Origin of the sequence: Curtobacterium sp. PhB130 (assembly GCF_003755165.1) — a bacterium.
GTDB lineage: Bacteria > Actinomycetota > Actinomycetes > Actinomycetales > Microbacteriaceae > Curtobacterium.
This window is the reverse complement of sequence record NZ_RKII01000006.1, coordinates 944,338-967,493: the sequence shown is the minus strand read 5'-3', so window position 1 is coordinate 967,493 and position 23,156 is coordinate 944,338. Positions and strand designations below refer to the sequence as shown.

General features: G+C 71.0%; 23 protein-coding genes and 1 tRNA gene. 10 read left to right on the top strand and 14 right to left on the bottom strand.

The annotated features are described in order from the left end of the window. Window positions 1–50: 50 nt before the first annotated feature. Complete coding sequence (locus EDF24_RS04830) at window positions 51–2,111, top strand: cytochrome c oxidase assembly protein (protein ID WP_123701283.1); 2,061 nt, start codon at window positions 51–53, stop codon at window positions 2,109–2,111. Between the two features lie 69 nt (window positions 2,112–2,180). Here EDF24_RS04830 and EDF24_RS04825 read toward each other — a convergent pair whose 3' ends face one another. From EDF24_RS04825 to EDF24_RS04815, 3 genes are all read right to left on the bottom strand, one after another. Continuing rightward, window positions 2,181–5,369: an Ig-like domain repeat protein gene (locus EDF24_RS04825; protein WP_148070794.1), complete on the bottom strand. Its 3,189-nt coding sequence runs from the start codon at window positions 5,367–5,369 to the stop codon at window positions 2,181–2,183. Between the two features lie 194 nt (window positions 5,370–5,563). Then, entirely contained in the window at window positions 5,564–5,911 is a 348-nt protein-coding gene (locus EDF24_RS04820) for a hypothetical protein (RefSeq protein ID WP_123654620.1), read from the bottom strand. Then, the gene (locus tag EDF24_RS04815) at window positions 5,901–6,992 is read right to left on the bottom strand and encodes a DUF6177 family protein (protein ID WP_123701280.1); all 1,092 of its coding nucleotides are present in this window, start codon (window positions 6,990–6,992) and stop codon (window positions 5,901–5,903) included. Before EDF24_RS04815 ends, EDF24_RS04820 begins: the two co-directional genes overlap by 11 nt. Window positions 6,993–7,189: 197 nt before the next feature. On the opposite strand from EDF24_RS04815, the gene EDF24_RS04810 reads away from it, so the two are divergent. The 4 genes from EDF24_RS04810 to EDF24_RS04795 all read left to right on the top strand — a co-directional run bounded on the left by EDF24_RS04810 (window position 7,190) and on the right by EDF24_RS04795 (window position 9,739). Then, window positions 7,190–7,260 (top strand) — tRNA-Gly (locus tag EDF24_RS04810). 37 nt (window positions 7,261–7,297) lie between these two features. Next, window positions 7,298–8,398 (top strand): FAD-dependent oxidoreductase, encoded by a 1,101-nt coding sequence (locus tag EDF24_RS04805; RefSeq protein ID WP_123701279.1) that lies wholly within the window; start codon window positions 7,298–7,300, stop codon window positions 8,396–8,398. A 20-nt stretch (window positions 8,399–8,418) separates the two neighbouring features. Beyond that, window positions 8,419–9,492, top strand: a complete 1,074-nt coding sequence (locus EDF24_RS04800) for a glycerate kinase (RefSeq protein ID WP_123701278.1) — start codon at window positions 8,419–8,421, stop codon at window positions 9,490–9,492. A gap of 55 nt (window positions 9,493–9,547) precedes the next feature. Further along, window positions 9,548–9,739: a hypothetical protein gene (locus EDF24_RS04795; protein ID WP_123701277.1), complete on the top strand. Its 192-nt coding sequence runs from the start codon at window positions 9,548–9,550 to the stop codon at window positions 9,737–9,739. Window positions 9,740–9,748: 9 nt separating this feature from the next. Here the strand turns inward: EDF24_RS04795 and EDF24_RS19060 are convergent, their stop codons facing one another. Beyond that, complete coding sequence (locus tag EDF24_RS19060; RefSeq protein ID WP_185017274.1) at window positions 9,749–9,907, bottom strand: hypothetical protein; 159 nt, start codon at window positions 9,905–9,907, stop codon at window positions 9,749–9,751. A gap of 279 nt (window positions 9,908–10,186) precedes the next feature. On the opposite strand from EDF24_RS19060, the gene EDF24_RS04790 reads away from it, so the two are divergent. Next, window positions 10,187–11,233 carry an NAD(P)-dependent alcohol dehydrogenase gene (locus EDF24_RS04790; protein WP_123701276.1) on the top strand — a complete coding sequence of 349 codons (1,047 nt, stop codon included), beginning with the start codon at window positions 10,187–10,189 and terminating at the stop codon, window positions 11,231–11,233. A gap of 63 nt (window positions 11,234–11,296) precedes the next feature. Here the strand turns inward: EDF24_RS04790 and EDF24_RS04785 are convergent, their stop codons facing one another. Beyond that, the gene (locus EDF24_RS04785) at window positions 11,297–11,890 is read right to left on the bottom strand and encodes a TetR/AcrR family transcriptional regulator (RefSeq protein WP_260233351.1); all 594 of its coding nucleotides are present in this window, start codon (window positions 11,888–11,890) and stop codon (window positions 11,297–11,299) included. 93 nt (window positions 11,891–11,983) lie between these two features. Here EDF24_RS04785 and EDF24_RS04780 point away from each other — a divergent pair, with 93 nt between their 5' ends. Both EDF24_RS04780 and EDF24_RS04775 read left to right on the top strand, forming a co-directional pair. Continuing rightward, complete coding sequence (locus EDF24_RS04780) at window positions 11,984–12,298, top strand: multidrug efflux SMR transporter (protein ID WP_123654626.1); 315 nt, start codon at window positions 11,984–11,986, stop codon at window positions 12,296–12,298. 1 nt (window position 12,299) lies between these two features. After that, a complete protein-coding gene (locus EDF24_RS04775) occupies window positions 12,300–12,665 on the top strand; it encodes a multidrug efflux SMR transporter (RefSeq protein ID WP_123701274.1) in 366 nt (121 codons plus the stop codon). A gap of 187 nt (window positions 12,666–12,852) precedes the next feature. Here EDF24_RS04775 and EDF24_RS04770 read toward each other — a convergent pair whose 3' ends face one another. Continuing rightward, complete coding sequence (locus EDF24_RS04770) at window positions 12,853–13,992, bottom strand: CE1758 family FMN-dependent luciferase-like monooxygenase (RefSeq protein WP_123701273.1); 1,140 nt, start codon at window positions 13,990–13,992, stop codon at window positions 12,853–12,855. Between the two features lie 183 nt (window positions 13,993–14,175). On the opposite strand from EDF24_RS04770, the gene EDF24_RS04765 reads away from it, so the two are divergent. Further along, window positions 14,176–14,640, top strand: coding sequence for a hypothetical protein (locus EDF24_RS04765; protein ID WP_123701272.1), 465 nt, complete (start codon window positions 14,176–14,178; stop codon window positions 14,638–14,640). Here the strand turns inward: EDF24_RS04765 and EDF24_RS04760 are convergent. Further along, the gene (locus EDF24_RS04760) at window positions 14,637–15,458 is read right to left on the bottom strand and encodes a phosphatase PAP2 family protein (protein WP_185021556.1); all 822 of its coding nucleotides are present in this window, start codon (window positions 15,456–15,458) and stop codon (window positions 14,637–14,639) included. The genes EDF24_RS04765 and EDF24_RS04760 overlap by 4 nt on opposite strands. A gap of 100 nt (window positions 15,459–15,558) precedes the next feature. On the opposite strand from EDF24_RS04760, the gene EDF24_RS04755 reads away from it, so the two are divergent. Further along, window positions 15,559–16,230 (top strand): DUF4383 domain-containing protein, encoded by a 672-nt coding sequence (locus EDF24_RS04755; protein ID WP_165931296.1) that lies wholly within the window; start codon window positions 15,559–15,561, stop codon window positions 16,228–16,230. A gap of 160 nt (window positions 16,231–16,390) precedes the next feature. Here EDF24_RS04755 and EDF24_RS04750 read toward each other — a convergent pair whose 3' ends face one another. The 7 genes from EDF24_RS04750 to EDF24_RS04720 form a co-directional block, all read right to left on the bottom strand. Then, on the bottom strand, window positions 16,391–17,692 hold the full coding sequence (locus EDF24_RS04750; RefSeq protein ID WP_123654632.1) for an ATP-dependent RecD-like DNA helicase: 1,302 nt from the start codon (window positions 17,690–17,692) through the stop codon (window positions 16,391–16,393). Continuing rightward, the gene (locus EDF24_RS04745) at window positions 17,689–19,848 is read right to left on the bottom strand and encodes a cytochrome c oxidase assembly protein (protein ID WP_123701271.1); all 2,160 of its coding nucleotides are present in this window, start codon (window positions 19,846–19,848) and stop codon (window positions 17,689–17,691) included. Before EDF24_RS04745 ends, EDF24_RS04750 begins: the two co-directional genes overlap by 4 nt. A gap of 204 nt (window positions 19,849–20,052) precedes the next feature. After that, complete coding sequence (locus EDF24_RS04740; protein WP_111114318.1) at window positions 20,053–20,340, bottom strand: HU family DNA-binding protein; 288 nt, start codon at window positions 20,338–20,340, stop codon at window positions 20,053–20,055. Between the two features lie 297 nt (window positions 20,341–20,637). Next, window positions 20,638–20,943, bottom strand: a complete 306-nt coding sequence (gene rpsN / locus EDF24_RS04735) for a 30S ribosomal protein S14 (RefSeq protein WP_056123554.1) — start codon at window positions 20,941–20,943, stop codon at window positions 20,638–20,640. Window positions 20,944–20,945: 2 nt separating this feature from the next. Beyond that, on the bottom strand, window positions 20,946–21,116 hold the full coding sequence (gene rpmG, locus EDF24_RS04730) for a 50S ribosomal protein L33 (protein WP_056123557.1): 171 nt from the start codon (window positions 21,114–21,116) through the stop codon (window positions 20,946–20,948). After that, window positions 21,116–21,352 carry a 50S ribosomal protein L28 gene (rpmB, locus tag EDF24_RS04725; protein WP_056123559.1) on the bottom strand — a complete coding sequence of 79 codons (237 nt, stop codon included), beginning with the start codon at window positions 21,350–21,352 and terminating at the stop codon, window positions 21,116–21,118. Before rpmB ends, rpmG begins: the two co-directional genes overlap by 1 nt. 278 nt (window positions 21,353–21,630) lie before the next feature. Next, window positions 21,631–23,073 (bottom strand): lipase maturation factor family protein, encoded by a 1,443-nt coding sequence (locus EDF24_RS04720; protein ID WP_123701270.1) that lies wholly within the window; start codon window positions 23,071–23,073, stop codon window positions 21,631–21,633. Window positions 23,074–23,156 lie beyond the last annotated feature (83 nt).

The following is a 23,156-nucleotide window of genomic DNA, read 5'->3' as shown; positions in this document are numbered from 1 at the left end:
GATGGAGGGTCCGCGGACTCGCGGGCGGAAGCGTCCCTGGAACAAGGTTGATGACCGTCACGTCCCCCCAGCCAGATTCAGCGCAGGCCCAGCCTGGAGGCCCGGCGCCGGAGTCCGCGCCCCGCACCGCGCGCACGTCCACCGTCGCGACCGTGCTCGCCGTCGCCCTGCCCCTCGCGGTGGCGTGCTCGATCATCGGGATGACGGTGACCGGCGCGTTCTCCTCGGACCAGCAGCTCGTCTCCGCGGGCGACCTCGTGCAGTACGGCCTGCCGGTCGCGCGGGCGGTGCACGACGGGATGGCCGCGCTGACCGTCGGGCTCCTCATCGTCGCCGCGTTCGCGCTCCCCGCGCAGAAGAAGGACCACGGCGCGATGTCGAGCGTGCAGCACCGGGCCGTCCGGTGGGCCGCGACGACCGGCGCGATCTGGTTCCTCGCGGCCGTCGTGGGGATCGTGTTCACCGGGGCGAACACCCTCGGCTCGTCGATCACGTCGCCGCTGTTCGCGCGGAACTTCCTGCTCTTCGCGTTCCAGGTCGAGATCGGCCAGTCCCTCGTGGTCTCCGCCGCCGCGATCCTCATCGCCACCGTGCTCGCCGCGTTCGCGACCCGGGTCACGACGCTCGCCGTCGCCACGGTCTTCGGGCTCTTCGCCCTGCTGCCCCTCGCGCTCTCCGGCCACGCCGCCGGCTCGCTCGAACACGCCAACGCGGTGAACTCCCTCGCGATCCACCTGCTCGGGGTGTGCGTCTGGGCCGGCGGGCTCGTCGCCGTGCTCCTCCTCCGCACCCGGACGAAGGGCGCCACCGGACGCGTCGTCGCCCGGTACTCGACGCTCGCCGGCTGGTCGTTCGCCGCGGTGGCGTTCTCCGGCGTCGTGAACGCCTCGCTCCGGCTGACCGGCCCGCTCGACCTGTTCACGACGACCTACGGGTGGCTCATCACCGTCAAGGCGTCGATCCTCATCCTGCTCGGCATCGCCGGGATCGTGCAGCGCCGCAAGCTCGTGCCGGCGCTGCTCCGCTCCCCGCTCGACCGCCGCTCGTTCACGCGGTTCGCCCTCGCCGAGGTGGTCTTCATGGCCGTGGCGATCGGCGTCTCCGTCGCCGTGTCGCGCAGCCAGCCGCCGATCCCGCAGACCCCCGAGACCGGTGAGGACACCCGGTCCGGTCTGATCGGCTACCCGTACCCGCCGGCGCAGACGCTGCACACCTTCCTGACGCAGTGGCACATCGACTGGGTCTGGCTCGCGCTCGCGGTGGTCGGCGCCGGGTGGTACCTGTTCGCCGTCCGGAAGCTCCGGAAGCGCGGCGACAAGTGGCCCGTCGGCCGGACGATCTCCTGGGTCCTCGGCTGCGCGGTGTTCATCTGGACCACCTCGGCAGGGCCGTCGGTCTACGGCATGATCCACTTCTCGTCGCACATGATCCAGCACATGCTGCTGATGATGTTCGTGCCGCTGCCGCTCGTCCTCGGCGGCCCGGTGCTCCTCGCGCTGCGGACCCTGCCGGTGCGCAACGACGGCTCGCGCGGCGCCCGCGAGTGGCTGATGCTCTTCGTGCACTCCCGCTACATGCAGTTCATGGCGAAGCCCGCCGTCGCCGGGGTGATCTTCGCCGGGTCCCTCGTGGTGTTCTACTTCACGCCCGCGTTCCAGTTCGCGATGCAGTCCCACGAGTGGCACGTCGTGATGGTCGTCCACTTCGTGCTGAGCGGCTACCTGTTCTTCTGGGTCTTCGTCGGCATCGACCCGGGGCCGAAGCGGCCGCAGTACCCGATCCTGATCATCGCCCTGCTCGCGACCCTGGCGTTCCACGCGTTCTTCGGCGTCGCGGTGATGACCTCCGAGTCCGTGTACGCGATCGACTGGTTCCACGCGCTCGGGCAGACGAACGACGCGGCGCTCCTCGACGACCAGCACACCGGTGGCGGCATCGCCTGGGGAGCATCCGAGCTCCCCATGGTGTTCGTCGCGCTGCTCGTGGTGCGCAACTGGGTGAAGTCGGACACCCGCGACGCGAAGCGCCTCGATCGTCAGGCCGAGCGCGACGGGGACGCGGAGCTCAAGGCGTACAACGAGCGCCTGGCCGCCATGCGCGAGCAGGACTGACGCGCGGTACGACGAGAACCGCCCCGCACCACGGAAGGCCGTGGTGCGGGGCGGTTCTCGTCGTGGGGGCTACTCCTGCGTGGACTCCGTGTCGCGGGCCGCGCGGCGACGCGCCACCAGCAGCACCAGGCCACCGACGAGCAGCGCCAGGGCGAGGGCGATCCCGGTGCTCATCACGATCGGCGCACCCGTGAAGGCGAGCTCGGTGCCCGCGGTCGCGGCAGGCGTGGCCGTCGCCGTCGGGGCCGTCGTGGGGTCGACGGTCGGAGCGGGCGTCGGGTCCTCGTCGCCAGCCGGGGCCGCGGTGATGACGACCTCGAGTGTGGTGCTCGACGCCGCGAACGTGGCGTCACCGCTGTAGGACACGGTCACCGTGTTCGAACCGACCGGCAGCGCGTCGGTCTCGCAGCTCGTCTCCGGCAGCGTGGCCGTGCAGAGGACCTTGCCGTCGGCGTCGGTGAACGTCACCGTGCCGGTGGCACCCTCGGGCAGCCCGGTCGCCGTCAGGCGGACCTTCGAGCCCACGACCGCGCTGGTCGGGGCGGTCGGGGCGGCGAGCTCCGTCGGACGCTTCGTGACGTCGACGCTGAGCGTCGTGCTCGACGTGGCGAACGAGTCGTCGCCGTCGTAGGTCACCGTGATCTCGTTCGAGCCGACCGGCAGCGCGTCCGTCTCGCAGCTCGTCTCGGGCAGCGTGGCCGTACAGAGGGTGTCACCGTCCGCGTTCGTGAAGGTGATCGTGCCGGTGGCGCCCTCCGGGATCCCGGAGGCCTTCAGCCGCACCTTCGAGCCGACGGTCGCGGTGCTCGTCTCCGTGTCGGCGACGAGCTCGGTCGGCTGTGCCGCGACGACGAGGTCGAACGGGTCGCCCTGCGACGGCTCGTAGTTGTCGTCACCGAGGTAGTACGCCTGGACGGTGTACTTGCCGCCGGCCAGGTCGTCCGGGATCACGCAGGTGGTCGCGGGCAGCGTGGCCGTGCAGAGGACGGTGCCGTCACCGGTGCGGTACTCGATGGTGCCGGTGGCGTCCTCGGGGACGTTCGGGGTGTCGAGCGTGGTGCTCTGGCCGTGGGTCACGGTGACGGTGGTGTCGGGGTCGGAACCACCGGCGCCGCCCTCGTCCGAACCGGAGCCGCCGGAACCGGAGCCGCCGGAGCCGGAACCGTCACCGCCCGAGCCCGTGCCGCTGCCGGTGCCGCCACCGGCACCGATCGAGGCCGTGGCCTTCTGCACCGTCAGGGAGACGTCGGCAGCCGTGGCGCCGTCGTGTGTCGTGTCACCCGAGTACACCGCGGTCAGCGTGTGCGTGCCTGCTGCGAGTCCGGCCGGCGCGTCGCAGCTCGTGGCGGGGAGCGTCGCCGTGCAGAGGACGGTGTCGCCCTCACGGAACTCGACGGTGCCGGTCGCGCCGGACGGCAGCCCCGACGCGGTGAGCGTGGCGGGCGAACCGTACGTGGACGGCGACGGCGACGCCGAGAGCGAGACCGCCGTGGCGATCTTCGTCACGACCAGCGCTGCGGTGGCGTTCGCGGCGGCGGCGTGGTCCGTGTCGCCGGCGTAGGAGACGACGAACCCGCTGGTGCCGACCGCGCTGGCGGGCACGCTGCAGGACGCGGCGCCGTTCACGAGCGTCACCGAGCAGAGGAGGGTGTTCGATGCGTCGGCGCTCCGGAACTCCACGGTGCCACCGGGGACGGTGGAGCCGGTCTTCTCGGTCGAGGAGACCGTGGCGGTGAGCTTCGCGGTCGTCCCGACGGTGGCGGTGACGTCCGAGGTGGCGATCGCGGTCTTCTGCTTGTCGACCACGACCGCACCGGTGACCGTCACGGCCTCGGCGTCGGTGGAGGCGACGACGGTGGAGACCGTCGCGGTGCGTGCGGCACCGGACACCGAGTACGGGATCGTCAGGGTCGGCAGCACCGTCCCCGCGGCGATCGTGGACGTCGGGGTGTAGTCACAGGTCGCGACCTGCCCGGCGACGGTGCAGGACCAGTTCGTGCCGACGTTCGTCCCACCGGGCACCTGCGGCGTCACGTTCGCGGGGAACGTGGTCGTGGTGCGGATCGGCTGCGACTCCGAGCCACCGTCGGCCGACACGGTCGGGGTGACCGTGTAGGTGCCGTTGCCGGCGTGCGCGACGCTGGACGAGCCTCCCGTCACCGCCGACAGCGCCGGGACCGGACCGGCGGCCGTCGTCGTCTTGAGGTAGTTGACCTCGTGCACGTCCTTCTGCCCGCCGGTCCCCGCGACCCACCCGTAGGTGAGTTTGTAGGGGTACTGGGTCGCAGGGTCGATCCAGGACGGGTCGATCGATGCTGCGTTGTTCGACGCCAACTTCGGCAACGTGCCGTCCACGACCTGCTGCTTCCCGCCGATCGAGGTGAAGATCACCGCGTAGTGACCCGCAGCGACCGACACCGCTGGGTTCTGCTGCGCGGGGAGTGCCGAGGCGGTCGGGTTGATCACGATCTCGACGGGCACGTTCGCGGCCGCGCGGTCGGTGACTCCGGTCGTGCTGAGCGTTCCGTTCACGGTCGTCGTGGACTGCACGCAGTACCCGACCGAGCCGTTCCCGGGCCCACGCACCGTCACGGCGTTCTTGACGAGGGTGCCGTTGGTCCCCTGGTCGGTGTCGCAGCCGGACCCGCCGAACTGCCTGTTCGCGAAGTTGCCGTAGCGGTCGAGGCCGATGCCGAGGTAGGCGTGGGAGAGGCCCTGCGCATTGTTCGTCGTGCTCGCGCTGTAGCCGAGCGAGCCACCGAGGTACCCGATCTTCGCCGGAACCGAAGGGTTGTACGGGTCGGTCGCCGCGAGGTAGAAGACGATGCCGTCAGCGGCATCGCCGTTGTACTGGTAGCTGTTGAAGACCGCGTCGATCCCCTTGGTGATCGGCACGGACTGCACCGCTCCGACGCCTCCGGCGGAGTCCTTCTCGGCGGGTGTGAGCCGGAGCGCACCGCTGCCAGGAGCATCGGACGCGTCCGCGCACGTGGGGATCGACCCGGTGTTCGCCGCGCCCTTCGCGGTGAGGCACGCGTAGTTCGCGTCGCCGGACTGCGTCGACGGCAGGATGTAGCTCGTCCCGGCGGTGGTGCCGGTGAAGCCCTCCTGCACGAAGGTCGTCTGCGCCGGAGCGTCGGCGACGGCGGCCGTCGCACCGGTGCCCGCCAGCGCCATGCCGACGATGCCCACGGCGACGAGGCCGGACAGGAGGAAGCGAGAGCGCGCGGGAACGCGCCCGATGAGTGGTGTTCGCACTGGAGCCCTGTTCAGTGAGGGGTGTTGCCGTGGAGGGGCGCATGCGCCCTGCTCACACGGCTCGGGTGCTCACACAGTACTTCTCGGTATCCGCTCGACAGGTGTCGTGTGGACGAGTTGCACCACAACTGGGGACACGCCCGGCGCAGGGCGGACAAGGGCCCCGCACAGGAAGCTCGAAGGGTGGCGCGGACTCAGTCCCCGTGGACGATGCAGACCGCGTCGAGGTCGATCGCGGCCTCGAGCGCGGCGGCGATCCCGGACTCCCCGTCGGCGCCCGCCGGGGTGACCGTGTCGACCCACCACAGCGGAGTCGAGAGCGCGGGGGCCTCGGGCAGGATCCGCTGGACCTCGTCGAGGGTGTCCACCCGTCGGACGCCGAGCACGGTGATCACCGGGTGCGTCGCGTCGCGGCAGACCTGCATCATCGGGCCGTCGTCGAGTGCGCGGACCCCCCAGGTGTCGTCGTGCAGGAGCAGCGCCTCGGCGATCTCCCGGACCTCTACCTCGTCCCGGCAGAGCAGGGTGACGTCACGCGGCACCGTGGCCACCGTGGAGCCCGGCCGCGACGTGTCCGTCGAGGGTGCCTTCGTCGTGCGCGGGGTCGAGGGGGGCGCCACCGACGAGCTGCAGGAAGCGGTCCTCGTCGATGCGGTCGAGGAACGACTCGAGCGCGGTCCAGCCGTCTTCGAGACGGACGATGAGCCCCTGGTCGTCGGAGTCGCCCGGGGCGAGCCCGCGACCGCCGAAGGTGGAGGTCGAGGTGTGCGGCGGAGGCCAGACGTCACCACGGTCGAGGAACGAAACCGCTTCCGGTCCGACCACGACGGCCAGCGGCGACGGTTCCGCGTGGGCCACCGCCCGGACGAGGTGGTCCGCGTCGCCGCGGCGCTGCATCACGACGCCGAACACGGGGACGACGTCCTCGGCGACGCGGTGCACGGCCTCGAGCATCCGCTCGGCGAGCTGCGGGTCGGTGCCCTCGTCGGGGACGGTGAGGACGGCGGACATCGTCTCGACGACCACGCCGTCGTCGAGGTGCGCGGTCATCGTCGCGGAGAAGCCGTCACCGACGGCGTAGGAGGTGCTGATGCCCGGGGACTCGTGCTTCGCGTACTGCGTCACGACCCAGCGGTCCCACGGGAGCGACAGGGGCTCGGCGGTCCCCCAGCGGTTCGGGCAGGTGCCGACGGTGTGGCACAGCGCCTCGATCGCGGAGCCGATGTCGACCGCACGCTCGGCGTGGTGCCTGAGGGTCAGGTCGATGCTGATCTGTCGGACCGAGCCGGTGGCGGTGGGGACGCCGGGTGCCGGTTCCCCGAGGAGCTCGGGACCGTGCTGCACGAAGTCGTCGAGGCCGTCGGCGACGACACCCGTGCGGCCGTCGCGCAGGGTGCCGTCCGCGTCGGTCACGGCCCATGCGGCGCCGTGGGCGCCGAGTGCGTGCCGGAGCGCGGGGGTGATCGCGGCGTCCGGTCCGGTCCGGAGGACGACCATGCGGTCGGAGGCGGAAGCACGCCGCAGCAGCGAGCCGAGCGCGTCGGTCAGCCACACCACCTGCGAGCCGGAGTCGACCACGATGGCGGGGCCGCTCACGTCGTCGATGAGGGGATGTCTGACCATCCGGGTCCTCCTCGGGTCGGGGTCGCTGGAACTCCCTGGACGGTACACACACGCCCGACACCTGTCCGTCAGGTGGCACGGCTCACAGAAGAGACACGGGAGGTTCGGGGCGACTCCGCCGGTCGGCGTGCGGCGCGCGGTCGGCTGGCTTCCAGGCGAGAATCCGATATGGTTGTCGAGTCCCGCTGAGCGGGCGCGCGAGTGTAGTTCAATGGTAGAACTCCAGCTTCCCAAGCTGGTAGCGCGGGTTCGATTCCCGTCACTCGCTCGTGATCGTCAGGCCATCCGGCCGTTCCCCCAGGTCCGTGGTCGACCAGGTCGTCGTCGGGGGCGGTGTCGTCGGAGCCGCTGCTGCCCGGGCTCTCGCCGCGCGAGGGGAACGGGTCCTGCTCGTGGAGCAGCACCAGCGCGGGCACGACAAGGGGTCCTCACACGGCGCCAGCCGGATCTTCCGCATGGGCTACGCGGACGCCGAGTACGTCGCGCTCTGCATCCGGGCACTCGACGCATGGCGGGCACTCGAACGGGCCAGCGGGCGGACGCTCCTCGACCTCACGGGGGCGGTCGACCACGGCCGGCCGGACCAGGTTGCGGCCATCCACGCCGCACTCACCGACGCAGGCATCGACCACGAGCTGCTCACGCCCGACGAAGCCGCCGAGCGGTGGCCGGGGCTGGCGTTCGAGGGCCACGTCCTCACGCACGCGTCCGCCGGGCGGATCCGTTCCGCCGACACCGTCGAGGCGCTCCTCGACCTGGCCGCGTCGGACGGCGCGGAACTCCGTTTCGGCACCCGGGTCACCGGCGTCGAGGACCACGGCGACTCGGTCACGCTGACCCTCGACGGCCCGGACGGCGCCACGTCGGTGACCGCATCCGGCGTGGTCGCGGCCGCGGGCTCGTGGGCCCCCACGCTCGTCGGCGACGTGCTCCGTGGACGCGGGGCGAGCCTCCCGGCCATCCGCGTCACCCAGGAGCAGCCCGCCCACTTCCCCAGCCACGTGCCGGACGGGGCGTGGCCGAGCTTCGTGCACTGGCAGCTCGACGGACCCGACGTCTACGGGCTCCTCACGCCGGGCGAGGGCGTCAAGGTCGGGTTCCACGGGACCGGGCCCGTGGTCGACCCGGACCACCGGGACTTCATCGCCGTGCCCGAGGAACTCGAGCGGCTGCAGGCGTACGTCGCGCGCTTCGTGCCGGGCGTCGACGCGAGGGACCCCGAGCCGATCAGCTGCCTGTACGACAACTCCCCCGACGACGACTTCGTGATGGACCGTCGCGGCCCCGTCACCGTCGCGACCGGTTTCTCCGGGCACGGGTTCAAGTTCGCGCCGCTCCTCGGCGAGATGCTCGCCGACCTCGCCACGGGCGGGACACCGCACCCGAGGTTCGCGCTCCCCGACTGAGCCCGCACTACGGTTGTCGCGTGCACGTCGTGATCGCGCCCGACTCCTTCAAGGGGACCGCCACCGCCGCCGAGGTCGCCACGGCGATCGGCGAGGGCTGGCAGTCCGAACGGCCGGACGACGCCGTGACGCTGATGCCGATGGCCGACGGCGGCGAGGGCACGCTCGACGCGTTCGCGACCGCGTTCCCCGACGCCCGTCGCGTCCCGGTCACGGTCACCGGCCCGGCCGGCGCGCCCGTGGACACCGCGTGGCTGTCGCTGCCGGACGGTCGCGCGGTCGTCGAGCTCGCGGCGACGAGCGGACTCCCGCTCCTCACGGCACCGGAGCCGGACCGCGCGCAGACGACCGGGTTCGGCCAGGCGATCGCCGCCGCGCTCGATGCCGGAGCCACCGGGCTCGTCCTCGGGATCGGCGGGAGCGCGTCGACGGACGGTGGCGCCGGGATGCTCGGCGCGCTCGGGCTCTCCGGCGTCGCGACGACGGCCACCGGCTCACTGCTCGACGACGTCGCCGCGGTGAGCGCGGCCGGCCTCCGCCCGTTGCCGCCGCTCGGGGTCACCGTCCTCACCGACGTGACGTCGCCGCTGCTCGGCCCGACCGGCGCGGCCGCGGTCTTCGGGCCGCAGAAGGGCGTCGCACCCGACCGCGTGGCGGTGCACGAGGCACGACTCGAACGGTGGGCCGGCCGCTTCCCGACGGTCGACCCGATCACCCCGGGTGCGGGAGCCGCGGGCGGCGCCGGGTTCGGGCTGCTCGTCTGGGGCGCGACCCTGGCACCCGGTGCCGCCGCGGTCGCGACCGTCCTCGGGCTGCCCGCGGTGCTCGACACCGCCGACGTGGTGATCACCGGCGAGGGGCGCTTCGACGGGCAGTCCGCAGTGGGCAAGGTGCCGAGCGTGGTGGGCTCACTCGCCGCCGGACGTCGGCGGATGCTCGTCGCGGGAGCGATCGACGCGCCGATCGACGACTTCGACGCCGCCGCATCCCTGACCGTCATCGCCACACAGACCACCGGGGAACCGTCCGACGCGCTCGCGGATCCCCTGCGGTTCGCCCGCATCGCGGGGCAGCGACTGGCCGTTCGCGCCTGACGGGGTACGTGCGAACCAGTGCGTCGGCGCACCCCCGGCGCGTAGCGTCAGGATCATGGCACGCACCTGGACCCGCAGACCGCACGTGCTCGGACTCGTCGGGGCGCTCGTGCTGCTGCTGGTCGGCATCGGACTGCTGATCAGCCCGTGGGACGGGGCGGTCGGCGCGGTCGCCTGGGTCCTCATCGTCGCGGCGATCGCACTCGGAGCGCTCACCCTGTTCTTCGCGAGGACTCCGAGGAGCTAGCGGGTCGGTTCAGGCCACCTGCTCGCCGAGGAAGTCGGCGTAGGTGGGCTCGTGCGTGTCGGTGTGGTGGATCAGGCGAGCTTCGACGAGCGCCTGGATCTCGGCCGGTGAGCGCAGGCCCCGGCGGTGCCATTCGTACGGGTGGACGGTGACGTTCTCGGCGGTCATGAGGACCAGCCCTTCGTGGGCGGCGAAGCCCGGCTGCCCGTGTCGTTCCGCTGTGCCAGGGATCCGCAGGACGCGGACGGCATCGTGGCGACGGATTCGGTGTCGACTCGGTTGCTCCACCGTAAGTCGGCCGATGGTCGCCGACAAAGCCAGTGCGCGAACCGGACCGCTGCGTGCGTTTCCCCGGGGTGCCCTGATGGTGCCTCCCACTCTCGGGAGCGCTCCAGCAAGATGGATGTGGGCCGGATCCGGCCCACATGCGACCCCACGAGGAGATCATTGCGCACCGTCAACGCGTACGCGGCACCGTCAGCCACCGAGCCGCTCGTCAAGACCACCATCACCCGTCGTGACGTCGGCCCGAACGACGTCGAGATCGACATCGCCTACGCCGGCATCTGCCACTCGGACATCCACACGGTCCGCGGCGAATGGGGCGAGATCCAGTACCCGCAGGTCGTCGGCCACGAGATCGTCGGCCACGTCACCTCCGTCGGCTCGGCGGTCACCAAGCACCAGGTCGGCGACCGTGTCGGCGTCGGCTGCATGGTGAACTCCTGCGGCGAGTGCGTGAACTGCGTCGCCGGCGAGGAGCAGTACTGCCTGAAGGGCAACATCCAGACCTACGCGGGCGTCGACCCCGCCGACGGCACGATCACGCAGGGCGGCTACTCCCAGGCCGTCGTCGTGAACGAGGACTTCGTCCTCCGCGTGCCGGAGTCGCTCGACATCGAGAAGGTCGCGCCGCTGCTCTGCGCCGGCATCACGACCTACTCCCCGCTGCACCACTGGAAGGCCGGTCCCGGCACCCGCGTCGCGGTCGTCGGCATGGGCGGCCTCGGCCACATGGCCGTGAAGATCGCGGTCGCGCTCGGCGCCGAGGTCACCGTCCTGTCGCAGACCACCTCGAAGCAGGAGGATTCCCTCCGCTTCGGTGCGAAGGCCCACTACGCGACCAAGGACCCGGCGACGTTCGAGCAGCTCGCGAGCTCGTTCGACCTGATCATCAACACGGTGTCCGCGAAGATCCCGATGGGCTCCTACCTCGGGCTCCTCGCCGTCGACGGCACGATCGTCAACGTCGGCGCCCCGGCCGAGCCCCTCGAGGTCCCGGCCTTCGCGCTCATCGGACACCGTCGCAGCTGGGCCGGTTCGGCCATCGGCGGCATCCGCGAGACCCAGGAGATGCTCGACTTCTGCGCCGAGCACGGGATCCTGCCGGAGACCGAGCTGATCAGCGCCGAGGACATCAACGACGCCTACGAGCGCGTCCTGGCGTCGGACGTGCGCTACCGCTTCGTGATCGACGCGGCCACGTTCGCGTAGTCGGCCCGACTGGGTCCAGTTCCCGGACACCGCATCGCGCATCTGCGCGGTGCGGTGTCCGTTTCACGATGTGGTGGCCGCCCGGACGGCGAGCTCCGCGACGTGGCGGTCGAGCAGGTCGATCGCCCAGCTCGCGTCGCCGCCCGGATCGAGCCGCACGACGTGCAGCGCGAGTCCGTCCACGAGCGCGTGCAGGCGCCGCGTCTCGTACTCCGCGTCGGCGGCCGGCACCCCGAGTGCGTCGAGGATCCGCGCGCACCACTGCCGCATCTCCTCGACGACGCGGTCGTGGAACGGCCGGAGCTCGGCGTCGGTCAGCGCCGCCGTGCCGAGCGCGAGGTAGACGTCGAGCTCGATGCGCCGCGCGTCGTCCAGGGGCAGCAGCTCGACGAGGACCGCGTGCGCGTACGCCGTCCCGGTGAGGTCGGACGGCAGCGCGTCGATGCGCGCGGCCGTGCCGTCGAAGACCAGGGTGAGGGCGTGTTCCCGGACGCTGGACTGCGTCGGGAAGGTGTACCGGACGGTGCTCGGCGGCAGCCCCGCTTCGGCCGCGACGTTCCGGACGCTCAGCGCGCCGAGGCCGTCCCGCGCCAGGACGCGCCAGGCCGCCGCGGAGACGGTCCTCCGGCGTTCCTCGACGTCCATGCTGCGAGCCACCCGATCATTCTGGCACGAGTGTGCGACTTCGTGCTAGAACTGTGATTGTCGCACAGTCGTGCGAGAAACGTCCCGAAGCGGAAGAGGAACACCATGACCTGGATCGTCCTGGTCCTGTCCGGCGTGCTGGAAGCGGTCTGGGCCACCGCACTCGGCGCGTCGAACGGGTTCAAGAAGGTGGTGCCGACGATCGTCTTCGTCGTCGGCATGGCCGCGAGCATGGCCGGCCTGGCCTTCGCGATGACGGCGATCCCGGTCGGCACGGCCTACGCGGTGTGGGTCGGGATCGGCGCGTCCCTGACGGTGCTCGTCGCGATCGCCCGCCGGCAGGAAGCGGCGTCGTTCGGCCGCATCGCCCTGGTGTTCGGGCTCGTCGCGTGTGTCGTCGGCCTCAAGGTGGTGAGCTGAGATGGCCTGGATCGTGCTGTTCGTCAGCGCCGCGCTCGAGACCGTCTGGGCGACGGCCCTTGGCGAGAGCCACGGCTTCACGCGCCTGCAGCCGACGATCGTCTTCGCGATCACGATCGTGATCAGCCTGGTCGCGTTCGGGTACGTGCTCCGGCACATCCCGATCAGCACCGCGTACGCGGTGTGGACCGGCACCGGGGCCGCACTCACCGTGCTGTGGGGCATGGCGACCGGCGCCGAGCCCGTCACGGTGCTCCGCCTGGTCTTCATCGCGGGCATCGTCGGGTGCGTGGTGGGGCTGAAGCTGCTCCCGGCGCGGCCGGCAGCGCACGCCGCGTCGGCACCCGCGGCGCGGGATCGCGCGTAGTCAGTCGAATCGCGCGTCGGGGGTCGAATCGCGCGTAGTCAGTCGAATCGCGCGTCGGGGGTCGAAAGTTCCGACCCCCGACGCGCGTTTCCGCTTCCCATCGCGCGCGGTGTGGGTGGGAACCACCGACGGACGGGAGGCCCGGTGCCAGCTGGCACCGGGCCTCCCGTCCGTCATGGAGCTGCGATCAGACCGACGCTCCGGTCCACTCGTCGACCGCGGCCACGTGGTCGCTGCCGACTGAGCCCGCTGCGCGCGCCGCGGCCACACGCTCCGCGTGCGTCGGCGGGTTCGACGGCACGTCGGCCGGACGGCCCTCGTCGTTGATCTTGCGGAGCTCGGGGACGATGTCCTCGGCGAGGATGTCGATCTGCTCGAGCACCGTCTTGAGCGGCAGTCCGGCGTGGTCGACCAGGAACAGCTGGCGCTGGTAGTGCCCGACGCTGTCCTTCATCGCGGCGTACCGGTCGATGACCTGCTGCGGGGAACCCACGGTGAGCGGGGTCTGCTGCGTGAAGTCCTCCATCGACGGCCCGTGCCCGTAGACGGGGGCGTTGTCGAAGTACGGACGGAACTCGTCGATCGCGTCCTGCGAGTTCTTGCGCGCGAAGAACTGTCCACCGAGGCCGACGATCGCCTGGTTCGCGGTGCCGTGACCGTAGTGCTCGAAGCGCTGGCGGTACAGACCGACCATCTGCGCGGTGTGCTCGATCGGCCAGAAGATGTTGTTGTGGAAGAAGCCGTCGCCGTAGTACGCGGCCTGCTCCGCGATCTCCGGTGTGCGGATGGAGCCGTGCCAGACGAACGGCGCGACACCGTCGAGCGGACGCGGGGTCGAGGTGAAGCCCTGCAGCGGGGTGCGGAACTTGCCCTGCCAGTTCACGACGTCGTTCTCCCAGAGCTGGCGGACGAGCGCGTAGTTCTCGATCGCCAGGTTGACGCCCTGCCGGATGTCCTGCCCGAACCACGGGTAGACCGGGCCGGTGTTGCCGCGGCCCATCATCAGGTCCATGCGGCCGTCGGAGATGACCTGGAGCATCGCGTACTCCTCGGCGATGCGCACCGGGTCGTTCGTCGTGATCAGGGTCGTCGAGGTCGAGAGCGTGATGTGCTTCGTCCGACCGGCGAGGTACCCGAGCATCGTCGTCGGCGAGGACGCGACGAACGGCGGGTTGTGGTGCTCACCCGTGGCGAAGACGTCGAGACCGGCCTGGTCCGCGTGCTCGGCGATGGTGAGGATGTCGCGGACGCGCTGCGTGTCGTCCGGCGTGGTTCCCGTGGTGGGGTCGGTCGTCGCGTCGCTGACCGTGAAGATACCGAACTGCATGGTGTCCGCCTCCTGCGTGATCGTTCTATGCGTTTGCATCGAACTGACGAGTACAACGTAACGCACTGGAGACTATTCCGCGACGTCCACCGAAGTGCCGACGGCCGTTCCTGGGCAACACGCGTAGCGTCGACGTGGAACCTTCACCAGGCTCACCGATCAGGACACCGCGGAGGTTCCACCGTGCCGACCATCTCCTCGACCGCCGCGCTCGTCGACGACGAGTGGGTGCTCCGCTGCGTGGACTACCCCGCCATCGAGCACCGCGGCGCATGGCTCGACGACGTCGTCGTGCGGCACCGGACGATGGTGCAGGACTTCGCCGGGTCGGTGCCCCGCATCGAGTTCGTCGTCGGGGACACCGCCACGGCTGCGCGGATCGCGGCCGTCCGCGACGCCAGCGAACGGGCACGGGCGATGCGCGCCGCTGCCCGTGCGCTGGAGGAGTCCGTCGCCGGTGAGCGGGAGCGACTCGTCGAGCGACTCACCGACCTGCACGTGGCACCGTCGGAGATCGCCGAGATCCTCGGGCTCTCCGTCCGGGCCGTCCGCGACGAGGTCGGTTCCGACGACGAGGCACGGATCGCCCGCCGGATCCTCCGCACCATGCACGCGGGCGAGACGGCTCGGTCGTCCGCGACGCCCTAGGACCGCGGTGTCGGCAGGGCCGTGGTGTCCGTCGTCGGGGCCGCGTGGTGCATGCCGTCGGCGAGCCAGACCACCGTCACGACGATGAGCACGCTCGCGGACGACGCCATGCGTCCCGCGACGAGCATGGCGTCGTGGTCGTACCCGCCGCTGCCGCTGCCCGACCCGGTCGTCAGGGCGACCACGAGCGCCGTCACCCCGACGGCGACGACCACCCCGACCGACACGAGCAGCACCACGGTGACGACCCGGCGCGGACCACGGCGTCCGTCACGGTCCCCACGAGCTCCGCGGTCCACCAGCGGTCCCACCGCCCGGACGATCCCGAGCCAGAACAGTGCGACCCCGCAGGCACCGACGATGTCGCTCACCCGGTGCCACCCGTAGACCACGGTCTGGTTCGCGACGAACACCGCGTACGCCGCCCCGACCAGCAGGACGACCGGGCGGAAGCGCCTCGGGGTGACCATGAGCACGGCGAACAGCGCGGCGAGGGCGATCGTCGCGTGTCCGGACGGGAACGAGTTCGGCGTCGTCGACTGGGCGATCTCCGGGCGCACGGCGATACGCTTGAGCAACGTCGAGGTGCCGGCCGAGGCGAGCACCACCAGACCCGCCGCCAGTCCGACGGCGAGCCGCCTCCGGGCGAAGGCCACGGCGGCGATCACGACGATGAGCAACAGGATCACCGGGACCGAGATGACGTTGAGCGCGGTGTCCGACCCGAACAGGTCGGTCTCCCTGACCCCGCCGAGCGCGGAGTCCTCGAGCCGCTGCCCGAACGGCGTCAGCACCGCGACTCCGTAGACGAGAGGCACGATCACGAACCCCACACCCGCAAGCACACCCCACCGGAGCCGCCGGGACACGCTCGGCCCGCGCGCGTCGTCACGCGAAGGCAGGGCGTTGCGATCGGGCGTGCGGGTCACGGGGATCGTCCTCCTCGGTGTCGTCGTCGCCGGCCTCGTCGTGCGCCTGGTCACGGCGCTTCGATTGGGTCGCTCGGGGTCCGACACGATACCGTTGAGCGGCCGGTCGAATCCTGGGAACCAGGGCCCGATCGGCATCGTCCAGCGGAGCGTCAGCCCCGCTCGGAGCACACCAGTCGCCGCGCAGGACGTGGCACCACAGGAGGAGACCGACGTGGCCGTCAAGGAACCGAGCATCATCGCTTCGCCGAACCGTGCGCTCGCGCTGACCGTCGGCACCCTGCTCGCCATCTGGGGCATCCTGGGCTTCTTCTTCGCCGGTGAGAACGGTCACGCCTTCTTCGGTGACTCGGGCGGCCTGCTCTGGAACGCCTTCCTGGTGAACCCGGCACTCGCCTCGGTGTGGACGCTGCTCGCTGCGGCGCTGTTCATCGTCGGGCTCGGCAACACCGTCGGGTCGCGCAACGTGAACATGCTCGTCGGCATCGTCCTCGTCGTGCTCGCGGTGTACGGCTTCGTGTTCGTGAACACCTCGGCGAACATCTTCGCGCTCAACACGACCGACAACGTCTTCAACGCCATCGTCGGCGTCGTCCTGCTGCTCACCGCGCTCGGCGCCGACAAGCAGAACATCCGCGCGCTGCGAGCCGCGCGCGCCTGACGCTGCTGCTCCCCGACGCCCGTCTGCCGTTCGGCAGGCGGGCGTCGTCGAGTGTGGGGCGCGCATCGCTCGGGTGTCGGGCACCGCATGCGCTTTCCGACATGCCAGCAGTCGATCGACTCGTGCGGTGTCGAAACATGCGGACGCGTCCGGGCGCAGGTCAGGCGTCGGGCTTGGGTGCCTCGAGCTGGGTGGCGACCACGCGGGGCGCCTCCGACATGAAGCGCCGGACGTCGAGGTCCACGATGATGTCCGACGGGCGCAGCGGACGGGTCAGGAAGAGACCGTCGAGTGAGGTCAGCCGCGACAGTGCGACGTAGGTCTGGCCGGCGCTGAACACCCGGTTGCCGAGATCGATCACGGCCCGGTCGTAGGTACTGCCCTGCGACTTGTGGATCGTCACGGCCCAGGCCAGGCGCAGCGGGAACTGCTGGAACTCCCCCACGGTGTCCTTCTTGAGCTCCTTCTTGTCCGCGTCGTAGGAGTACTTGAACTTCTCCCACACGGAGGGCTGGACCTCGAAGGACTCACCGTCGACGTCGACCCACACCGTGTCGCGGATGGTCTGCACGATGCCGAGCGTGCCGTTCACCCAGCGCTGGTCGGGGTCGTTCCGGAGGAACATCACGTGCGCGCCGGGCTTCAGCTCGAGGGCTTCGTCCGCCGGGAAGTTCCGGCCGCCGAAGTCCCCGTTGACGTCGGCCTTCGCCGTCTTCGTCTTGCCGGGGAGCCGATCGAGCGCCGCCTTGTTGATCCGTGCGACGGTGTCGTTCCGGGTCGCCAGGGTGATCGCGTCGTCGGGGGCCGGACGGGCGCCGGCTTCGTTGAGCCGGTTCGCGATGTCCGCGGTGACCCGTCCGTGCCGCACGGCGGTGAGCATCGCGGCGAAGGCGTCGTCCCGCTGCCGGTGCACGGTCGCGAGTTCGATGATGTTGAGCTCGGCTTCGAGCCAGACCTTCGCGTCGAAGAACCACAGCGACCGGTAGTGGTCGGTGAAGTACGCGCGCTCGTCGGCGTCGCCCGGAACCGGGGGCAGCTGGTACGGGTCGCCGAACATCACGACCTGCACGCCGCCGAATGCCTCGAACTGGCGGCCTCGTGCCTTGCGCAGTGAGCGGTCCATCGCGTCGAGGAGGTCGGCATTCACCATCGAGACCTCGTCGATGACGAGGGTGTCCATGGTGTTCAGGAGCTTGCGGGTCTCCGGGCCCTGCCGGAGCTCGGCGTCCGCGATGAGGCCGATCGGCAGCCGGAACAGCGAGTGGATCGTCTGCCCGCCGACGTTCAGCGCGGCGACACCCGTCGGGGCACAGATGACGACCTGCTTCTCGGTGTTCCACGACAGGTGGTTGAGCAGCGTGGACTTGCCGGTGCCCGCACGTCCGGTGATGAACACGTGGTCACGGGTCGACTCGATGTACTCGAAGACGGCGCGCTGCTCGGCGCTGAGTTCGACGCTCACGGGGTGCTCGTCCCGGAGTCGGCCGTGTCCACGCTGTCCTCGTCGAAGTCGTCCTCGTCCTCGTCCTCGTCCGAGGTCGAGGTCGAGGTCGAGGTCTCGGTGGCCGTGCGGGTTGCGTCCCCGTGCGCGCGTTGCACCCCGGCAGAACGGGGCGCGATGTCGTCGGCGGGGCGCGAACCGGGGGCGGCCGAACCGGGGGCCGCGGGCTCGGGCACGTCGGACGCGGCAGCAGGCGCGGCACCCGGCCCAGCAGCCGGCGCCGTCCCCGCCGCGCCGGCGTCTCGCCGGAGCCGCACGGCACCGACCACGAGCACGGCGACGAGCAGCAGCACGCCGGCCACCACGAGCACGCCGCCCGCGCGGGCCTGGTCGACGAGCGGGTCCGGTCCCCACGTGCGCCCCATGGAGCCGAACCACGAGGCCTGTAGCAGCCCGAGCGGCCCCCGCATCGCGACGCCGAGCGACACCATGCCGGCAGCCACGACGAGGGCGCCGACGGCCCGGACGAGGAACGCCGCCCGCGAGGCTCGGCGCGCTCCGGCAGCGATCGGGGTGAACAGGGTCGGGAGCGCGAGCAGTCCGACGAGCAGGAACACGGCGTCGATCACCGTCCGGCCGATGGAGTCACTGGCGGACCACCGGACGGCCTGGGTGCCGTAGAACGCCCACCACACCGCCGCGAGCAGCAGGATCGACGGGAACGGTTGCACGAGGTACCGCACGGTGGGGTTCTCGACCACGACGTCGGTCCACTCGCGGACACCGGTGCTGTCGTCGTCGCGCGGGTGCACCGCCGCGCGGATGAGCTGCACGGGTGCCGCGGCCCAGGCCAGCGCGGGCACGACGACCCCGAGGAGCACGTGCGCCCCGACGTTGGCGGAGATCAGGAAGCGGTCGTAGTCGTGGAGCGAACCGGAGGTCGCCACGACGAGGCAGACGATCGCGAGCGCGGCGGCGACGGAGCGGCGCACGGGCCAGGACCAGCCGCGCCGTCGGAGCCGGACGACCCCCGCGACGTACGTGGCGGCGAGCAGCACCGCGGCCATCAGCCAGAAGAGGTCGATGTTCCAGTGCGTGAGCCATCCCCATGCGCCCGGTGCGTGCGGCAGGGAGTCGTCGGTGAGCAGTTCGGCGGGCGAGGGGTTCGTGGTCTTGCTCAGCGCGATCTGGTCGACCGGGGTGGCCGTCCGGCCGAGCGCCGCCGCGAAGCCGGATGCGACGCCCATCACGGCGAGCTCGAGCACGATGAGGGTCCAGAACGGCCGGTGCCGCGCGGGAGCCGTGGACAGCGCGACGATCGCCCGGCGGCGCTGCACGGCGCCGAGGACGCCCATCGCGACGATCGCGCCGATCTTCACGAGGATCAGGACACCGTAGGGCGTGAACAGGTTCGACAGGGCCCCCACGCGGATCTGAGCGGAGGCGATGCCCGAGACGGCGACGAGCACGAAGCAGCCGAGCGCGATGCTCGAGTACCGGCCGACCACGACCGCGAGACGGTCGCCGGGCACCACGGGGCGGACGAGCACGAGCATCACGAGTCCGCCGACCCAGAGCGCGGCGCCGACGAGGTGCAGGCCGAGCGCGGTGACCGCAGCGTCGTGGCTGGCGGTCCCTGCCGCGTGGCCCTGCTGCGCGAGCGGGATCAGGCCGATCATCGAGACACCGGCAGTCAGGGCGACCATGCCCCGCGAGCGCACCGCGAAGCAGAGCACGGTGACCGCTGCCGCGACGAGCACGGTGACCAGCCACGCGAGTCCGAGGTCGGTGCCGGTGAGGAACACCCCCATCGACTGGCCGAACTGCTCGTCGAGGGAGACCTTCGACCCCGCGACGCTGAGGAACGTGAAGAACGTGGTGACGGCGGACGCCACCGTCCAGACGCCGGCGGCAGCGGCAGCGACGTCGATGGCGCGGTTCCACTCCGGAGCCGTCCGGGACAGGCCGATCGTGGCGAGGGCGAGGCCGCCGATCGTGGCGGCTGCCGAGAGGTCCACCACGACGCGGGCGATCGGCAGGCCGAAGCGCACCGCGGCGCCGGGGTCGGCGATCAGCGCGGCGTTCGCCCCACCGCCGATCACCAGGGCGATCAGGAGGGACACGAACGCGGCGAGGACCAGGACTGCTGGCCCGGCGATGCGCGCGATCCGGTTCACCCGTCAAGCCTAGGCGCTGGCCACGCGGCGGCAGAATCCGCCGACCCAACCTGTGGACAGCCGACCGGAGCACCGTCCGGAGCGCAGCCCGGCGCGCCGACCGGCGAGCCGACCGAGCCGCCCAGGCCGCCCGGGCCGCCCCGCCGGCCCCGGGAACGACGAAGGGGACGGCCGCAGCCGTCCCCTCCGTGCAGTGGAGCAGTCTTACTTGACCGAAGCCTTGAGCTTCGAGCCGGCGCTGACCTTGACCGAGTCGCTCGCGGCGATCTCGATGGCCTCACCCGTCTGCGGGTTGCGGCCGGTGCGGGCGGCGCGGTGCGTCTTCTCGAACGCGATCCAGCCCGGGATCGTGACCTTCGTGCCGTCGGCAACGGAGCCCGAGACGACGCTGAAGAGGGCGTCGACGACGCCGTTGACGGTGGCCTGGCTCTGGCCGGACTCGGCGGCGACGGCAGCGACGAGCTCGGTGCGGTTCAGTGACTTGTCAGCCATTGGATGTCCTCCTCGGACTTCTTGCGTATCGGTCGGACGCACGTGGCGCCCGGTGCCCTGAGCGGTTGCCCCGGGGCTTCGGACCAGCAGGCCGAGGGCCCGTGGAACCGGAGTTGAACCTATCAGCCGGGTCGGACGAAACCTGCCGACTCGCCCGGATTTCCGGGGTTGTTGAGGTGCTGGAGAGACAGATGTGACCAGTGTGACAAAGCTGTCCCCCAAATGGACGCCGAACGACACGAACGACGAACGCCCCGCCACCCGATGAGGGTGACGGGGCGTTCGGGAAGCGGATGCTTACCAGGAGCTCTTCGTGATGCCCGGCAGCTCGCCACGGTGCGCCATGTCGCGGAAGCGGACACGGCTGATGCCGAACTCACCGAGGTGGCCACGGGGGCGGCCGTCGATGGCGTCGCGGTTGCGGTAGCGGATCGGCGAGGCGTCGCGGGGGAGCTTCTGCAGCCCCACGCGAGCGGCCTCACGCGACTCGTCGGTGCCGTTCGGGTCCACGAGGGCCTTCTTCAGCTCGAGACGACGGTCGGCGTAGCGCGCGATGATGACCGCACGCTGGTTGTTCTTCGCGATCTTGCTCTTCTTCGCCATGCTTAGCGCTCCTCACGGAAGTCGACGTGCTTGCGGACCACCGGGTCGTACTTCTTGAGCACGAGACGGTCCGGGTTGTTGCGACGGTTCTTCTTGGTCACGTAGGTGAACCCGGTGCCCGCCGTCGAACGGAGCTTGATGATCGGACGAACGTCCTGACCCTTCTTGGCCATCAGATCTTCTCCCCACGGGCGAGGACGTCCTTGACGACGGACTCGATGCCGCGTGCGTCGATGACCTTGATGCCCTTAGCGCTGAGCGTGAGCGTGACGTTCCGGCGAAGCGACGGCACGTAGTACGTCTTCTTCTGCACGTTCGGGTCGAAGCGACGCTTCGTCCGGCGGTGCGAGTGCGAGATGTTGTGTCCGAAGCCGGGGGTGGCTCCGGTCACCTGGCACACTGCTGCCATGGTTTCCTCCTGAGGTACCGTGCGACCGGACGGCCGCACCCAAGTTCACTTGCCTGGTGCGCACGCGCAGGACACCGGGTGACGAGCACCGGAGGTGGCTGCGAGGGGGTTGTACGCACCGCCCAAGCCCGTGGACCCTGTCGAAGGGAACCCGAGCACCGCGCGACCGCGGCGTTCGCGACGGTCGGAGGGCTGAACAACGGGCCCGCGCGGACGCGGACCAGCCACCCACGATACAAGACCGCCGGGCGTGTCGCAAACCGGCGAACCGGTCCGGATCACCGACCGGCCCGGAGCGACGTCGCCGGCAGCATCGTGGACAGCTCCGTCCGGATCCAGTACAGCCCGCTCTCCCGCCGCTCGGCCCTGGTGGCGAACCGGTAGCGGAACACCCGTGCCCGCACGGCCTCCGGCGCGGCACCGCCGAACGGGTCGTGGCGCAGCAGCCGGAGCGTCGCCGGGTCGGCCTCGAGCAACCGGACGACGAAGACCCGGAACCACCGGTCGTCCGCCCCGAGCGCCAGGAACCACATCAGCCAGTCGAGCCGGAGGTGGTACGGCGCGAACTGCCCCGGTCGACGTCGGGGATCGCCGGGCTTGCCCTTGAACTCGTACGGCAGCCACGTTCCGTCCGCGGCCAGCCCTTCGACGATGACCTCGTCCCGCTGCTGCGTCACCGATCCGAACGCGCCGTACGCGTTGGCCAGGTGCCACCGGTTGAAGGACGCGTTCATGAGCTGCCGCCGGGACACCAGGTTCCGCGCGGACGGGATGGACAGCCAGACCAGGAGCAGCCCGACGAGCACCGTGAGCACGACGAACCAGACCGGGGTCGCCGCCGGACCGGAGGAGACGACCGGCCGGAGGAACGGCAGCACCGCCACCACGGAGTGGTCGTCGACGGCCGCGAACGTCAGGACGAGCGTGATCCAGTTCAACCAGGCGAAGTTCCCGGAGACCACGAGCCACAGCTGTGTCAGGAGCACGAGTCCCGCCGCGATCGAGGCCACCGGCTGCGGCGCGAACAGCAGGAACGGCACGACCAACTGCACCAGGTGCGACGCCAGCGTCTCGAACCGGTGCACCGGACGGGGCAGCAGGTGCGCCGTCCGCGAGACCGGGTTCGGCATCGGCTGCGTCTCGTGGTGGTAGTACAGCGCGGTCAGGTCGCGCCAGGACCGGTCGCCGCGCATCTTGATCATCCCGGCCCCGAACTCGAGCCGGAACACCAGCCACCGCAGCGCGAACAGCACGACGACCGGTGGTGCGACCGAGTCGGACCCGAGGAACGCGACGGTGAACAGGGACTCGACCAGGAGCGACTCCCAGCCGAAGGCGGTGAACGTCTGTCCGACGTCCGCGATGGACAGGTAGGCGAGCCAGAGCAGCAGGAAGCACACCGCCGGCACCCACGCAGGACCGAGCTGCGGGACCCCGACGACGATGGCGAACGACACGATCGCGCCCCCGGTGGCGAGCGCTCGGAACCGTGCGTCCGTGTACCGCCACCACCGCCAGATGACCGGCAGCGAGCGCGCGTACGGCCGCTCCATGAACCGCGGAACGGGCAGCAGACCGCGTTCACCGACGAGCGCCGGGAACTGCAGGAGCGCCGACACGAACGCGATGCACGCGATCGCCGCGACCCCGCGCTGCACCACGAAGCGCGCGACGTCGTAGTCCGTCGCTCCGGCCCAGCTCGTCCACGCCTCCGGTCCCACGGTTGGTCACCGTACGCGCGGTGGGCGCAGCCCACACCCGGTCTGGAGGCCGGACTCACCCCCGCAACGCGCCGGCGGCCCCG

Bases quoted from the DNA above. Each gene is read 5' to 3' on its own strand.
- EDF24_RS04815 (WP_123701280.1), bottom strand. From the start codon at position 6,992: ATGGTCAGACATCCCCTCATCGACGACGTGAGCGGCCCCGCCATCGTG.
- EDF24_RS04795 (WP_123701277.1), top strand. From the start codon at position 9,548: ATGGCACGCACCTGGACCCGCAGACCGCACGTGCTCGGACTCGTCGGG.
- EDF24_RS04740 (WP_111114318.1), bottom strand. From the start codon at position 20,340: ATGGCTGACAAGTCACTGAACCGCACCGAGCTCGTCGCTGCCGTCGCC.
- rpsN (WP_056123554.1), bottom strand. From the start codon at position 20,943: ATGGCGAAGAAGAGCAAGATCGCGAAGAACAACCAGCGTGCGGTCATC.
- EDF24_RS19060 (WP_185017274.1), bottom strand. From the start codon at position 9,907: ATGACCGCCGAGAACGTCACCGTCCACCCGTACGAATGGCACCGCCGG.
- EDF24_RS04770 (WP_123701273.1), bottom strand. From the start codon at position 13,992: ATGCAGTTCGGTATCTTCACGGTCAGCGACGCGACGACCGACCCCACC.
- EDF24_RS04780 (WP_123654626.1), top strand. From the start codon at position 11,984: ATGACCTGGATCGTCCTGGTCCTGTCCGGCGTGCTGGAAGCGGTCTGG.
- EDF24_RS04830 (WP_123701283.1), top strand. From the start codon at position 51: ATGACCGTCACGTCCCCCCAGCCAGATTCAGCGCAGGCCCAGCCTGGA.
- rpmG (WP_056123557.1), bottom strand. From the start codon at position 21,116: ATGGCCAAGAAGGGTCAGGACGTTCGTCCGATCATCAAGCTCCGTTCG.
- EDF24_RS04775 (WP_123701274.1), top strand. From the start codon at position 12,300: ATGGCCTGGATCGTGCTGTTCGTCAGCGCCGCGCTCGAGACCGTCTGG.
- rpmB (WP_056123559.1), bottom strand. From the start codon at position 21,352: ATGGCAGCAGTGTGCCAGGTGACCGGAGCCACCCCCGGCTTCGGACAC.